This is a genomic window from Streptomyces sp. NPDC012474 (assembly GCF_042955185.1).
In the GTDB taxonomy this organism is placed as follows: domain Bacteria; phylum Actinomycetota; class Actinomycetes; order Streptomycetales; family Streptomycetaceae; genus Streptomyces; species Streptomyces cahuitamycinicus.
The window spans coordinates 575,304-589,619 of sequence record NZ_JBIBEP010000002.1; the positions used below are offsets into that span (position 1 = coordinate 575,304).

Genomic DNA, 14,316 nt, shown 5'->3' on the forward strand with positions numbered 1-14,316 from the left:
CGGCGGGCGGCTCAGGCCCTGGCGCCTCGTTCGCCGCCCACACCTGGCAGGAGCGGCACGAGCCGGTCCCAGCGGGAGATCTGGCAGCCGTCACGGCGGTCGTACGTGGCGTCGACGGGCCGCCCTTCCCAGGTGCCGGTGACGTGCGCGGTGGCCGGGCCGCCGTACTGCATGGTGCAGAAGCCGCCTTCCGGGGCGGGTGCGAAGACGTCCTGCCCCCACCGCGTGTCCCGCTCCAGGGCGGCACAGGCCCCGCGCGGGTCGGGGTGGCTGCCGCCGTCGGGGCCGCAGTACAGCTCGAACGTTCCGTCGGCTCCGGGGCCGGCGTTCCGCACGGTGACGGTGAGGTGATCGCGGTCCGGGCCGCCGCCGAGCCCGGCCGGGGACAGCAGACCGGTTCCGTCGGCCTGGGCATACGCGGCAGCGGGGACCGCGGTCAGCGACCCGGCGGCGGCGACGGAGGCGGCGGCACCGACGAGGAGGCGCCGCAGGACGGGGCGGGCGGTGGCCCGGGGAGTGGCACGCAACATGCCTGACTAACGCGAAGCGGCCCAGGACGTTGCGCGCGGCCACGCGAGCGGGGGCACGCACGGGCCTGACAAGGCCTTTGCCCTGCGCCCTTCCCGCCTAGTACCGTGGGGGTCGATTGGTGACAGCACGCTCGACTGTGTCATCATCGGCACGCAGCGCTCGCGCTCGCGCGGGAGTGATGCTGGAGGCGTCGCCTAGTCCGGTCTATGGCGCCGCACTGCTAATGCGGTTTGGGCCTTCAAGCCCATCGAGGGTTCAAATCCCTCCGCCTCCGCACTCGATCACGAAGCCCCGGTCACCCGACCGGGGCTTCGTTGTCGTTGCCCTTCGGAAGGGTGGCCGGAAGTGCCGTTTTCGCAGCTCACAAGGGGTGCGGCTAACGGATTTCACATGGCGGCGGCAGTCATGTAATGTTCTTCCTGTCGCCGCGAGCGAGCCGAAAGGCCCGAGAGCGGCGAAAAAACAGAACAAGCACTCGTAGCTTAACGGATAGAGCATCTGACTACGGATCAGAAGGTTGCAGGTTCGAATCCTGCCGAGTGCACACAGGTCGAAGGCCCCGGATCACTCCGGGGCCTTCGGCGTTTCAGGGGCGTACAGCAGCTAAGTACAGCAACCGCGTCAACCGGTACCGCCCATGGCGTCGGACAGTTGGCCGATCGCGGCGCGCACTTCATCCTCGCTCGCTTCGGCGTAGACCTCCATGGTCATGGCGATCTGCGAGTGCCGGAGGATGCGCTGGGCCACTTTCGGATGGACCTTGAGCGCGACCAGGAGCGAGCTGCACGTGTGTCGCGTGTTCCGTAGCGGGATGACCCGGAGCCCGGCGCGACGAGCTCGGAGGGCGAACATGCGGGTCATGTTGCCCGGCTCGATCGGCGTGCCGTACTTAGTGGTGAAGATCAGATCATGGCTGCCCTGCCAGAGCTCCCCGGCGGCTTTCCGGTCGCCGATCTGCTGAGCGCGACGCATCCGCAGCGCCTTGAGGCAGAGTGCCGGCAGAGGGAGGAAGTCGTCGGAGTCCTCGGTCTTGGTCTCGCGGTGGAGGATCTCCCGCCCCGCGCGCTGGATCTGGTGATCGACGTACAGCTCTCCCCGCTCGAAGTCGACGGACTTCCACGTGAGACCCAGGACCTCACCGCGGCGCAGGCCGAGGCAGAGCACCAGGACCCAGGCCGCGAAGAGGTGGTCATCCCGGGCGGCGGCATCGGTGAGGAACTGGCTCGCCTCGGCCACGGACCACGGCTTGTTCCGACGGCGACGAGGCTTCGGCACCTTCACGAGCGAGGCCACGTTCAGGTCCACAGACTGCCCGACGCGCCGGAAGCTTACGGGGCCATGATCACTCGCCCCAAAGCAGCTCCCGCCCAAAGCCGTTCCGCCGACCTCGTGCCTTGTCCTGGGCTTCGCGCTGCCCGGCTCGCAGCTACTCAGCGCGCCCCTGGTTGCGGCTAGACCTGAAGTGCAGGACAAGCGAGGCGCCGGCACCAGCCACGACGGCGAAGACGGCGCCGCCGTAGTTGTCCTGAACGAGGACGCCAGCGGCAATCACGGTACCGATGACAAGGGGTAAGCCAGTGGTCATACTGTTCTTCTTCACGAGAGCCTCTCCTCAGGAGTGTCTGCGGTCGAAAGCACCACGGAGATGGACAGGTTGTCCACACCAGTGCACGCGGCATGATCTCAGGTTCACCGATGCCGGACCAGGCTGACCGCAAGGGTGCCCGTTGACCATGCCCCCAACGTGCCCGGTCAGATGGTTCGCGGCGGGGAACAACGGGGAGCGTCGGCGAGCCGCCGGGGCAACGTGCAGGTGACCCTCTTGCCAGGTCAGCGGCCATCCACATACGCGATCTTCCAAGCTGGTGCTGTACAGCAGCGAAGTACAGCAACCGCAGCAACCGGGTGCGGCCCGTTGAGTACTCACCCAGCCGTACCGCGACCGGTATGACCGCCAGCGACCGATCCACATAGAGCTACGGATCAGAAGGTTGCAGGTTCGAATCCTGCCGAGTGCACACAGAGCGAAGGCCCCCTGGGATCATCCCAGGGGGCCTTTGACATCAACCACTGACATCAACGCATACAGGGGACGCGCTGACGACGTCATCGGAGCGTCCGACTGAAAGACGTCCTCTCGTGGGTCCTCACCCAACGCATCGTCCATCCGGTCGTCGGCGGCTCTGAGCGTCGTGCCGTGACGTGCGCATCGGTGTCGAGCGTCATCGTGATCGTGCTGTGCCCAATGACGCTTGGGTGACCTGTTTCGATGAACCAAAGGTCATCGTGGACACGGGCATTGCTGACGGGCCTCGCCCCGCTGATCACGACGGACAGGGGCTTCTGCATGTCCAACGGCTTCTCGACCGTCAACTCCACCATGACTCGCGTCAGTTCGCACTACGATCACGTGGCCGTTGCCGGGCAGGACATCGCGAGGGGGACACGGGCGTGAGGAGAACCGAGGGTCACGGAGGCAGCCGCCGGGGTGGGGGCATGGCTGCGCTGGCTGTCGCCACGGTGCTGCTTCCGCTCGTCGCGGGGTGTGGCGGGAGCCAGGACGACGCCGGGTCCGGTACCAAGGGCGCCAAGGCGACTGCCGGACAGCAGGGTGGGCGCAAGAACACAGACCAGGGGAGCGGGATCTTCCCGGACAGCGGTGTGATCGTCACTGCCGCGTGTTCCGTGCCCGCGAGCAAGCCGGCGGTCGTGACGGTCACGGGCTGGGACCCGACAACGTGGGAAAGGACGGTCACCCGGACCTTCACCGTCCCGGCCGAGGCCGTGGTCGCGGAGGCCGACGATGTGGCCTCCCCGCTCGTGGAGCTGTGCGCTGACAACTTCCCTGGTGCCGGCACGTCCGAGGACGGGCCCCGCGCTGTCGCCGCCACCCGGCTGCGGCAGCTCTTCGACAAGGACTTCTCCCGGATGGCCGTCGTTCTCATCGATCGAGAGACCGAGGCGACAGGGGTGGGCTACGTCGACACCAGCGGCAAGCTGACCAAGCTGTCCGGTGAACGCAGCGAGGACTTCGGTGACGCGCCCAGAGAGGAGAACGCCGTCTTCGCCCAGGACGGCAATGCTGTCTGGTTCACCGAGAAGGACTCCTCGGAGCATGTGCGGATCGCCAGCCGCTCCGTCGCGGGAGACCACGCGGTGACCGAACAGGCGGACGGTGATGCAAGTTACATGGACGGGGCCGGCCTCGCGCTCGCGGGTGACCCGGTGCGCGGGCTCTTCGGCAAGGAAGTCCGGGTCAGTCCCGACGGGCGTAAGGCGACGGCTTTCATCACCTGGCAGGGCTACAACGTGGCCGACGTGCCACAGCGCAGTGCGCTGCTCAAGGCCGAGCGTGTGAAGGCGGCTCGCACCCCCTACGACGCCGACTGCCAGCCCTATGGCTGGGTCGACGACATGACCGTGCTGTGCGGCCCCCGACTCGGCGAGGCCGAAGACCCGGAGCGGAAGAACTCCTTCTGGACGCTGGACACTTCTCGGCTCGACGGCACGGCGGATCTCCCGAGGGGTGCCCTGGGTGATCCGATCATCCCGGCGACGGATCGGAAGAACACGGTGCGGGCCATTTCGCCGGACGGCAAGCAGCTGATCTTCGCCTCGCTCCAGGGCACCCGGCTCGAGTTCTTCATCTCCGCCATCGCCTCCGGCGCAACCCCGAAGAAGATCGCTGCAGGGGGCGCGGACAAGGCGCTGAGCGTGGGGGACGTCCTGGAGTGGCGGTAGAGGCCGCCGCCCCGTCACCCCACGGGCCCTGCCGTCTGCCGCTGCCCTCGTCCGCCTTGTCGGTGGCGGGCCGCGTCGGGGAAGGGGACGCTGGAGTCGGGGGCGACGTGAGGGAGAGGTGCTCCATGGCTCAGACCGGCCCCGACCACAAGGCGCGCCAGCCGTTCCTCGCCCGGCCCGGCGTTCGCCGCCTCGTGCCGTTCGTTCTGATCACCGCGGTCGCTCTGATCTTCATCTTCGAGAACCGCTCGGACGTCGAGATCCGCCTTCTCGTGCCGGTCGTGACCATGCCGCTGTGGGGAGCCCTCCTGATCGCCTGGGCTCTCGGCATGCTCGCCTGCGTCCTCGCCATGCGCCGACGGTCGAGCCGGCACTCTCGGCAGTCCAGGTAGCGGGGGCGGCAGTCCCGCAGGCGAGTCGCGTGGCCCCGGGGCGTTCGCTCAGTCCGGGCGGCAGTGCTCTTCCAGGTAGTTCGCCGCCAGCGTGCTCGCGCGGTTGAACCAGTCGTTCAGGACGGCGATCTCGTCCGGGGTGTAGTCGGCGAAGAGGTGCGTGAGGCGGGCGTAGTACGGCTCGTAGACCTCTCGGACGCGGGCGACCGCGTCGGGCTGGGCCGCCACGCGGATGCGGCGGCGGTCCGTGGGGTCGGGGTGGCGGGTGATGTAGCCGGCGCGCTCCAGGCGGTTGAGGATGCCGGTGACCGCGCCGGTGGTGACGTGGACGCGGGCCGCGAGGTCGCCAGCCGTGGGGAGGTTCTCGCCGGCCTCGATCACATAGGCGAAGCAGGTGAGGTCGGTCACACTGAGGCCCACCTGCTGGGCGATCTCGTGCTGCCCGACCAGGTGAGTCGCGATGAGCCGGTCCATCGCCGTCAGGGCCTGTTCCGGCGTGGCGGCCGGACGCGGCTTGGCTGGCATACCCAGATCCCTTAGTTCGTGAGATGTTTGGGCCGTAAAAGTCTTAGCACATGAAGGGTTCGGCGAGTAGGAGCCCTTGGGCGCGAGGGAGTGACACGTGAGTGCACATCAGTATGACCACGGGCACACGGTCGCGGGGTGGGTCGGATTCGGCATCGCCACCGTCGGGGCAGGAGTGGCCGGGCTGGGAGTCTGCACGGTCTCCGGCCTCCTGATCGCCGGTGGGCTGGCGATCGGGGTCGTGAGCCTGCTCGTCACCTGGGCCCTGCATCTCTCCGGGTGGGGGAAGGGGCCGGGACTGCGGCCCCGGGCGGAGTGGGGGTGGCGGGTGCGGGACTCGGCGGCGCCGGGCGGGCACGGGGAGTGCCTGTCGTGCCGGCTGGCCGGGCGCGGGCGTGGCGCGCGTGCGGTGGTGCCGGTCATGCCGGCGCAGCGCGAGAGCGAGCCGGAGACCGTCGTCGCCGGGGCCGACTCCGTGCGCTGAGGCCGCTCCTGCGCGGTCGCCCCGTGTTGACGCCGGCTCCGTGTGCTGAGGCCGCTCCTCACCGGCCGCCCCGCCTTGTCAGTGGTGCCCCCTACTCTCGGCAGAGATGGCACAGGCGTGGAAGTGCTCGGGGCTGCGGTGGTCGGCGGACGGTCCCGTGCTGGTGTGGGACGGCGGGCGGCGCAGTGCGCTGACCTGGGGGAAACGCGTGGCCTTCGGGGTCGCGGAGGGGGGTGTGCGCACCTGCGTGGGGGCGCGGGGGCATGCGTGCCCGGTCGGCGGAGTCGTGCCGGGGCGCAGTACGGGGGCGCGGTGCGAGGAGTGTGCGCGGCTGGACCGGGCGCACTCCGTGGCGGCGGACACCATCGCCGACGATCCCCGGCCGTACCGCGTCTATCTGGCGTGGTTCGGGCCCGGCATGGTCAAGGTGGGGATCACGGGAGAGGCGCGGGGGTCCGCGCGGCTGCTGGAACAGGGGGCCGTCTGCTTCAGCTGGCTCGGCGTCGGGCCGCTCATGGCCGCTCGGCGTACGGAGGAGCTGCTGCGAGCCGCCCTGCGGGTGCCCGACCGGATTCCGTACGCCGAGAAGCGGGCGGTCCGGGCCGCGCTGCCGGAGACCGCCGCCGACCGGGGCCGTGAGGTGGCCGAGCTGCACGAGCGGGCGGTCGCGCTCCCCGCGTGGCCGGAGTCGCTCGTACGGGAGCCGCTGCGGGTCGTCGATCACGTGGGCGTGTTCGGGCTCGGGGGGCTGCCCGTCGCCGTCGGGCAGGTGAGCGAGCTCGTCGCCGGGGGCGTGGTCGGCGGGGAACTGGTCGCGGCCGCCGGGCCCGATCTGCATCTGGCGACCGGGGGCGGGGTCGTCGTGCTGGACACACGGTTGATGACCGGCTGGGGGCTGGTGCCCGCCACGGCCGGTGAACTGACCGTGCCGACAAGGCAATTCAAGGAGGCGGCGGGCGTGCAGGACGGGCTGTTCTGACCTGGCGGCGCTTCCCAGGCACTGCCTGGGAGATGCCTGTGTGTTTCTCAGGGAAATCACAGGTTGCCGAAAGCGTGTTCTCAGAGCCCCTCGACATCGTGTTCACATGACCACGACCTCGCCCCAGGGGCGCACCGAACTGCTCAGGCCGGACGGGAGCCCCGTCCGCGTGCTGGTGGTGGACGACGAGATGTCGATCACCGAGCTGCTGTCCATGGCGCTGCGCTACGAGGGATGGCAGATCCGGAGTGCCGGTGACGGCACGGGCGCGATACAGGCCGCCCGGGACTTCCGGCCCGACGCCGTCGTCCTCGACATGATGCTGCCCGACATGGACGGGCTGGCCGTGCTCGGGCGGCTGCGCCGGGAACTGCCGGACGTGCCGGTGCTCTTCCTCACCGCGAAGGACGCCCTCGAGGACCGGATCGCCGGGCTGACGGCGGGCGGTGACGACTACGTCACCAAGCCGTTCAGCCTCGAAGAGGTCGTCGCGCGGCTGCGCGGGCTCATACGCCGTGCCGGTGCCGCCGACCGGCACTCGGACTCCACGCTGGTCGTCGGCGACCTCACCCTCGACGAGGACAGCCACGAGGTGACCCGGGCCGGGGACGGCATCCACCTGACCGCCACCGAGTTCGAGCTGCTGCGGTTCCTGATGCGCAATCCCCGGCGCGTGCTCAGCAAGGCGCAGATCCTCGACCGCGTGTGGTCGTACGACTTCGGCGGTCAGGCCAACGTCGTCGAGCTCTACATCTCCTATCTGCGGCGGAAGATCGACGCCGGGCGCGAGCCGATGATCCACACGCGGCGCGGTGCCGGGTACCTGATCAAGCCCGCGCCATGAGCGGCCGACGGCGGCCGGGTACGCAGCAGCGGGCGGGCAGGCGGTGGGCAGGCAAGCCGCGCACGCTGCGGACACGGCTCGTCGTCGCGTCCGTGGTGCTGATCGCCGTGGTGTGTGCGGTGATCGGGACCGTGACGACACTCGCCCTCAGCTCCCATCTGTACGAGCAGTTGGACGGGCAGCTCGGCGGAGCCGCGTCCAGAGCCGCGTCCAGCCCACCCCGGGTTCCCGGCGAGGGCAGGGCCGACGGGCTCGCGGAGAAGAAGGAGGAAAGCCTCACCGACTTCGTCACGAAGGGGCCGCAGCCGGGCGGTACGGTCGCCGCCAAGATCGAGGGCGGCCGGATCACGGAGTCCGCGTACGGCGTCTCCGAAGACAACTACCAGATGAGCGCGCGGGCGCTGAACTCCGCCCAGGCAGCCGCCCTCGCCTCCGTGCCACAGGCCGAGGGACCGCCGAGAACCGTCGACATCCCCGGCCTCGGCGAGTACCGGGTCGAGTACAAGAGCGGTGACAAGGGCAGCTACTACGTGGCCATCCCGACCACGGACGTCACCAACACCATCAACACACTCGTCCTGGTGGAGATCAGCGTCACCGGAGCAGGTCTCGCCGCTGCCGGTCTCGCGGGTTCCGTGCTGGTCGGCGTGGCCACCCGCCCTCTGCGCCGCGTCGCCGCCACCGCCACCCGGGTCTCCGAACTGCCCCTGCACACGGGCGAGGTGAACCTCAGCGAGCGGGTCCCCGACTCCGAGACCGACCCGCACACCGAGGTCGGCAGGGTCGGCGGGGCGCTCAACCGGATGCTGGACCACGTCCACGGGGCGCTGCACGCGCGGCAGCAGAGCGAGACGCGCGTCAGGCAGTTCGTCGCCGACGCCAGTCACGAACTGCGTACCCCGCTGGCGTCCATCCGCGGGTACGCCGAGCTCACCCGGCGCGGCAGGGAGCAGGTCGGGCCCGACACCCGGCACGCGCTGGGCCGGATCGAGTCCGAGGCGGGCCGGATGACCCTCCTCGTGGAGGATCTGCTGCTGCTGGCCCGGCTCGACGCGGGACGGCCGCTGCAGTTCGAGCAGACCGACCTCGTCCCGCTGGTCGTGGACACCATCAGCGACGCCCGGGCGGCCGGCCAGGACCACAACTGGCGCCTCGACCTGCCCGACGATCCCGCGCTCGTGTCGGCGGACGCGGCCCGGCTGCAACAGGTGCTGGTCAACCTGCTCGGCAACGCCCGCACCCACACCCCGCCCGGCACGACCGTCACCGCCCGGGTCCAGCGGCGGGGGGCCTGGCTGTGCGTGGACGTCGAGGACGACGGGCAGGGCATCCCGGCCGCGTTGCTCCCGCATGTCTTCGAGCGGTTCGCGCGGGGTGACTCCGCGCGCTCCCGTGCCACCGGCTCGACCGGTCTCGGCCTCGCCATCGTGCAGGCCGTGGCGACCGCGCACGGCGGTGCCGTGAGCGTCGACAGCGCGCCCGGGCGGACCGTGTTCACCGTGCGTCTGCCCGCCCTGCCGCCGCAGCCGGGGCCGGACCCGAGCCGGCAGGGGCACTCACAGGCACGCCACAGCCTCACCACATGGGTACAACAGGGCGCCTGACGAAAGTCGGTTCCATGCGAACCGACTCTTATCCCGGCACGCTGCCGGCGCGGGAGCACCTCCCGGCCGCACCAGCCGGAACGCCTGTCCTGGACGTAGTGATCCCCGTCTACAACGAGGAGAAGGACCTCCAGCCCTGCGTCCGCAGACTGCGTGATCACCTCGTCCGGACGTTTCCCTACGCGTTCCGCATCACGATCGCGGACAACGCCTCCACGGACACCACCCCGCAGGTGGCGCGGCAACTGGCGGCGCGGATCCCCGAGGTCAGCACCTTCCGCCTGGAGCAGAAGGGGCGCGGCCGGGCCCTGCGGGCCGTCTGGTCCGCCTCGGACGCCCCGGTCCTCGCCTACATGGACGTGGACCTGTCCACCGACCTCAACGCCCTGCTCCCGCTGGTGGCGCCGCTGATCTCCGGCCACTCCGACCTCGCGATCGGCTCCCGGCTGGCGTGCGGTTCCCGGGTGGTGCGCGGACCCAAGCGGGAGTTCATCAGCCGGGCCTACAACCTCATCCTGCGCGGATCGCTCCAGGCGCGGTTCTCGGACGCCCAGTGCGGCTTCAAGGCGATCCGCAGGGACGTGGCGCAGGCACTGCTGCCGCTCGTCGAGGACACCGGCTGGTTCTTCGACACCGAGATGCTGGTGCTCGCCGAGCGGGCGGGGCTGCGGATCCACGAGGTGCCGGTCGACTGGGTCGACGACCCCGACTCGACCGTGCACATCGTGAAGACCGCGACCGACGACCTCAAGGGCGTGTGGCGGGTCGGCAGGGCCCTGGCCACCGGCTCACTGCCGCTCGACCGGATCGCCCGGCCGTTCGGCGACGACCCGCGCGACCGGGACATCGAGGACGTGCCCAAGGGCCTCGCGCGCCAGCTCGTCGGGTTCTGCGTGGTCGGCGCCCTGTCCACCCTCTTCTACCTGCTGCTCTACAGCGGCTTCCGGGTGTTCACCGGCTCCCAGATCGCCAACGCCCTGGCCCTGCTGGTCTCGGCGGTCGCCAACACCGCGGCCAACCGGCGGCTCACCTTCGGGGTGCGCGGGCGCGGCGGGGCCGTACGGCACCAGGCGCAGGGTCTGGTCGTCTTCGGCATCGGACTCGCCTTGACCAGCGGTTCGCTCGCGGCCCTGAACGCGGCGGCCTCCGAGCCCGCCCACTCGACCGAACTGGCCGTCCTCATCGCGGCCAACCTCGCCGCGACCGTGCTGCGCTTCCTGCTCTTCCGGGGGTGGGTGTTCCCGGACCGGCGCGAGGACGACCCGGCGCGCGCCGCCTCGTCCTCGTCCCGGTCCCCGTCCCCGTCCCCGTACGACACCACCCCCTTCCGCGCCGGTGACGTCGCGGACTCCTGGCGGGACGCCACCGTGCAGCTGCTGCCGGTGCGCCCGCACGACACCGATGCGAGGGACTTCCGATGACCGTCCACCACGACCAGCAGACCATCGGCCAAGACGCGGGCCCCGGCACGTGGACCCGGCCCCCGGACCCCGCGCCGGCCGGGCAGGCCGGTGCCCCCGGCCGGCCCTTCCCGCAGCGGCTGTGGCGCGGCCGGCCCGAGGACCCCCGCTGGGCCCGCCCGGCCTTCCTCGCCCTCCTGCTGGCGACGGCCGCGCTCTACCTCTGCAACCTGAGCGCCTCCGGCTACGCCAACTCCTTCTACTCCGCGGCCGTTCAGGCGGGCAGCCAGTCCTGGAAGGCGTTCTTCTTCGGCTCGCTGGACGCGGCGAACGCCATCACCGTCGACAAGCCCCCGGCAGCGCTGTGGCCGATGGCCCTGTCCGTGCGGCTCTTCGGCCTCAGCTCCTGGGCGATCCTCGCGCCCGAGGTCCTCATGGGCGTCGGCACGGTGGCCGTCGTCTACGCGGCCGTGCGCCGCCGGTTCAGCCCCGCGGCCGGCCTGATCGCGGGCGCCGTGCTGGCGCTCACCCCCGTCGCGGCGCTGATGTTCCGCTTCAACAACCCTGACGCGATGCTGGCATTGCTGATGGCGGCGGCCTGCTGGTTCGTCATCCGCGCCCTGGAGGACGGCCGCACGAAGTGGCTGCTGTGGGCCGGTGCCGCGATCGGCTTCGCCTTCCTCGCGAAGACGCTCCAGGCCTTCCTGATCCTGCCGCCGCTCGCCCTCGTCCACGGCGTGTGCGCCCCGGTGACGGTGAGGAAGCGGATCGGTCAACTCGCCGCGGGGCTCGCCGCGATCGTCGTCTGCGGTGGCTGGTGGGTCGCGATCGTCGAACTCTGGCCCGCGTCCTCCCGTCCGTACATCGGCGGCTCGCAGAACAACAGCTTCCTCGAACTGACCTTCGGCTACAACGGCCTGGGCCGCCTCAACGGCGACGAGACCGGCAGTGTGGGCGGTGGCGGTGGCGGTAACGGTGGCGGCAACTGGGGCGAGACGGGCTGGGACCGGCTGTTCGGCTCGTCCGTCGGCGGCCAGATCTCCTGGCTGATCCCGGCCGCGCTGATCCTGCTCGTCGCCGGGCTGGTGGCCACGGGCAGGGCCCGTCGGACCTCGGCGACCCGCGGCGCGTTCCTGGTGTGGGGCGGCGCGCTGCTCACGACCATGCTGGTCTTCAACTACATGCAGGGCATCTTCCACGAATACTACACGGTGGCCCTCGCCCCCTACATCGCCCCGCTGATCGGCATGGGCGCGGCACTGCTCTGGGAGAAGCGCGGCAAGGCGTGGGCGTCGCTGACCCTGGCCGCCGCGATGACGGCGACCGCGGCCTGGGGATACGTCCTGCTCAACCGCTCCTCCGACTACCTGCCCTGGCTCAAGTGGCTCGTCCTGGTCGGCGGTCTGACGGCTGCCCTCGGCCTGGTCTTCGCCGGCCGTCTCGGACGCCGGCTGGCCCTGGGAGTGGCCGGGCTCGGCCTCGTCGCCGCGCTGGCGGGTCCGGCGGCGTACTCCCTCACCACGGTGAACGAGGGACACACCGGCTCGATCGTCACAGCGGGCCCGGCGGTCGCGGGCGGCCGCGGGGGACCGGGCGGCGGCCCGAACCAGCAGGGCCAGGGCCCGAACCAGCAGGGCCAGAACCAGCAGAACGGCACCGGCACCGGCAACGCCCAGGGCCGGCAGGGCAACGGCTCCCCCGGCAACGGCTCCCCCGGCGGCGGCCCGAACCAGCAGGGCCAAGGCCAGAACCAACCGGGCCAGGGCCAGAACCAGAACCAGCAGAACGCCGAAGGCGGCCGTATGGGCGGCGGCGTCGGAGGCCTGCTCAACGGCGCCGGCGTCAGTGCCGAGGCCAAGAAGCTGCTGGAGACCGACGCCGAGCAGTACACCTGGGCCGCGGCGGCCATCGGCGCCCAGAACGCCGCGAGCTACCAGCTGGCCACGGGCGACCCGGTGATGGCGATCGGCGGCTTCAACGGCACGGACCCGTCCCCGACCCTGGCCCAGTTCAAGAAGTACGTGGCGGACGGAAAGATCCACTACTTCGTCGCCTCCGGCGGCATGGGCGGCGGCAGCGACGGCACCTCGTCCCGGATCACCTCCTGGGTCGAAGCCACCTTCGCGAAGGTCACGGTCGGTTCGACCACGTTCTACGACCTCACCCAGAAGGCGAGCAGCTGACCCGTCCCTGACCGGACGTGGGGCGGTGGCCGAAAGCCACCGCCCCGTACCGTCTCCGCGGAAACTCTGTTGTACGCCGTATAGGAACTGTTCTACGGTGTACAGCATGACGACGTCCCCCCAGGAAACGGCCCCGCCGCAGACGGCCCACGGAAGCCACCCGCAACGCTGGCTGATCCTCGGTGTCATCTGCCTCGCGCAGCTCACCGTGCTGCTCGACAACACGATCCTGAACGTGGCGATCCCCTCGCTCACCCGCGAGATGGACGCGACGACCGCCGACGTCCAGTGGATGATGAACGCCTACGCACTGGTGCAGTCCGGCCTGTTGCTCACCGCGGGCAACGCCGCCGACCGCTACGGCCGCAAGCTGCTGCTGATGTCGGGCCTGGCGATCTTCGGCGTGGGCTCGCTGGCGGCCGGGCTCTCCCAGAGCCCCGCCCAGCTGATCGCGGCCCGCGCGGGCATGGGCGTCGGCGGCGCGCTGCTGATGACCACGATCCTCGCGGTCGTCGTGCAGATCTTCGACGACCAGGAGCGGGTGAAGGCCATCGCGCTGTGGTCGACGGTCAGTTCGCTCGGCTTCGCGGCCGGCCCGCTGATCGGCGGCGTGATGCTGAACCACTTCTGGTGGGGCGCGATCTTCCTGATCAACATCCCGGTCGCGCTGCTCGGCCTGGTCGCGGTCGCCGCGCTGGTGCCGGAGTCGAAGCACAAGGCCGGTGACCGGCCCGACCTGCTCGGCGCGGTGCTCTCGACCATCGGCATGACGGCCGTCGTGTACGCGATCATCACCGGACCCGAGCACGGCTGGACCTCCGCGCAGGTGCTGGTCTCCGCACTGGTCGGCGCGGCCGTGCTCGGCCTGTTCGTGCTGTGGGAGCTGCGCACCGAGCACCCGATGCTCGACATGCACTTCTTCCGCAACCAGAGGTTCGTGGGCGCGGTCGCGGGCGCGATCCTCGTGGCGTTCGGCATGACGGGGTCGCTGTTCCTGCTCACCCAGCATCTGCAGTTCGTCCTCGGCTACGAGCCGCTGGACGCCGGGCTGCGGACGGCGCCGCTGGCGCTGACCGTCGTCGCACTCAACTTCACGGGGGTCGGGGCGAAGCTGGTCCTCAAGATCGGCACCCCGGGGGCCATCGCGGCCGGTATGACCCTGGTGTCGGCCGGGCTCGCGGCGATCGCGCTGCTCGGAGGGCACGGGTACGAGGGCATGCTGCTCGGCCTGGTCGTGATGGGGGCCGGTGTGGCGCTGTCCATGCCGGCCATGGCCAACGCGATCATGAGTGCGATCCCGCCCGAGAAGGCGGGTGTGGGAGCCGGCATCAACGGGACGCTCGCGGAGTTCGGCAACGGTCTGGGCGTCGCCGTCCTCGGTGCCGTGCTCAACTCCCGGTTCGCCTCGCTGGTGGCCGTGTCGGCGGCGTCGCTGCCGGCCGCGCTGGCCTCCGCCGACTCGGCCGAGGAGAAGGTGAGGATCTCCGACGCGTTCGCCTCCGGCCTGGAGACCAGTCAGCTGGTAGGGGCGGTTGCGGTGCTGGCCGGTGGACTGGTCGCGGCCGGGTTGCTGCGGCGGGCCGAGCGGGCAGAATCCGCCTAGGAATCCGGGACGGTCGTAGCGCGCGAATGC

At 70.7% G+C, this 14,316-nt stretch carries 12 protein-coding genes, 2 tRNA genes and 1 pseudogene; 11 read left to right on the plus strand and 4 right to left on the minus strand.

The genetic code is table 11. From position 1 onward, the window contains the following. Positions 1-11: 11 nt before the first annotated feature. Positions 12-530: an SSI family serine proteinase inhibitor gene (locus tag ACFY9S_RS07455; protein WP_391123997.1), complete on the minus strand. Its 519-nt coding sequence runs from the start codon at positions 528-530 to the stop codon at positions 12-14. A gap of 184 nt (positions 531-714) precedes the next feature. On the opposite strand from ACFY9S_RS07455, the gene ACFY9S_RS07460 reads away from it, so the two are divergent. Together ACFY9S_RS07460 and ACFY9S_RS07465 are read left to right on the plus strand one after the other, a co-directional pair. Continuing rightward, positions 715-805 (plus strand) — tRNA-Ser (locus ACFY9S_RS07460). A 197-nt stretch (positions 806-1,002) separates the two neighbouring features. Next, a tRNA-Arg gene (locus ACFY9S_RS07465) sits at positions 1,003-1,075 on the plus strand. Between the two features lie 77 nt (positions 1,076-1,152). On the opposite strand, the pseudogene ACFY9S_RS07470 reads toward ACFY9S_RS07465, so the two are convergent. Beyond that, positions 1,153-1,830: pseudogene (locus ACFY9S_RS07470) on the minus strand (site-specific integrase); the annotation flags it as partial. A 127-nt stretch (positions 1,831-1,957) separates the two neighbouring features. Next, positions 1,958-2,131 (minus strand): hypothetical protein, encoded by a 174-nt coding sequence (locus ACFY9S_RS07475; protein ID WP_159030674.1) that lies wholly within the window; start codon positions 2,129-2,131, stop codon positions 1,958-1,960. Between the two features lie 896 nt (positions 2,132-3,027). Here ACFY9S_RS07475 and ACFY9S_RS07480 point away from each other — a divergent pair. Next, on the plus strand, positions 3,028-4,272 hold the full coding sequence (locus ACFY9S_RS07480; protein WP_391123999.1) for a hypothetical protein: 1,245 nt from the start codon (positions 3,028-3,030) through the stop codon (positions 4,270-4,272). Between the two features lie 125 nt (positions 4,273-4,397). Beyond that, positions 4,398-4,664: a hypothetical protein gene (locus ACFY9S_RS07485; protein ID WP_391124001.1), complete on the plus strand. Its 267-nt coding sequence runs from the start codon at positions 4,398-4,400 to the stop codon at positions 4,662-4,664. A gap of 48 nt (positions 4,665-4,712) precedes the next feature. On the opposite strand, the gene ACFY9S_RS07490 is transcribed toward ACFY9S_RS07485, so the two are convergent. Continuing rightward, complete coding sequence (locus tag ACFY9S_RS07490) at positions 4,713-5,189, minus strand: MarR family transcriptional regulator (protein ID WP_391124003.1); 477 nt, start codon at positions 5,187-5,189, stop codon at positions 4,713-4,715. Between the two features lie 97 nt (positions 5,190-5,286). On the opposite strand from ACFY9S_RS07490, the gene ACFY9S_RS07495 reads away from it, so the two are divergent. The 7 genes from ACFY9S_RS07495 to ACFY9S_RS07525 all read left to right on the plus strand — a co-directional run bounded on the left by ACFY9S_RS07495 (position 5,287) and on the right by ACFY9S_RS07525 (position 14,286). Further along, a complete protein-coding gene (locus ACFY9S_RS07495; protein WP_391124005.1) occupies positions 5,287-5,673 on the plus strand; it encodes an HGxxPAAW family protein in 387 nt (128 codons plus the stop codon). Positions 5,674-5,779: 106 nt separating this feature from the next. Further along, positions 5,780-6,652 (plus strand): DUF2797 domain-containing protein, encoded by an 873-nt coding sequence (locus tag ACFY9S_RS07500; protein ID WP_391124007.1) that lies wholly within the window; start codon positions 5,780-5,782, stop codon positions 6,650-6,652. Between the two features lie 106 nt (positions 6,653-6,758). After that, entirely contained in the window at positions 6,759-7,496 is a 738-nt protein-coding gene (locus tag ACFY9S_RS07505) for a response regulator transcription factor (RefSeq protein ID WP_102913683.1), read from the plus strand. After that, a complete protein-coding gene (locus ACFY9S_RS07510; RefSeq protein ID WP_391124009.1) occupies positions 7,493-9,100 on the plus strand; it encodes an ATP-binding protein in 1,608 nt (535 codons plus the stop codon). The genes ACFY9S_RS07505 and ACFY9S_RS07510 overlap by 4 nt, the downstream gene beginning before the upstream one ends. Positions 9,101-9,114: 14 nt before the next feature. After that, positions 9,115-10,521, plus strand: coding sequence for a glycosyltransferase (locus ACFY9S_RS07515; RefSeq protein WP_391124011.1), 1,407 nt, complete (start codon positions 9,115-9,117; stop codon positions 10,519-10,521). Next, the gene (locus tag ACFY9S_RS07520) at positions 10,518-12,683 is read left to right on the plus strand and encodes a glycosyltransferase family 39 protein (RefSeq protein ID WP_391124013.1); all 2,166 of its coding nucleotides are present in this window, start codon (positions 10,518-10,520) and stop codon (positions 12,681-12,683) included. The genes ACFY9S_RS07515 and ACFY9S_RS07520 overlap by 4 nt, the downstream gene beginning before the upstream one ends. A gap of 106 nt (positions 12,684-12,789) precedes the next feature. Next, positions 12,790-14,286: an MFS transporter gene (locus ACFY9S_RS07525; RefSeq protein ID WP_391124015.1), complete on the plus strand. Its 1,497-nt coding sequence runs from the start codon at positions 12,790-12,792 to the stop codon at positions 14,284-14,286. The last annotated feature ends 30 nt before the right edge of the window (positions 14,287-14,316 follow it).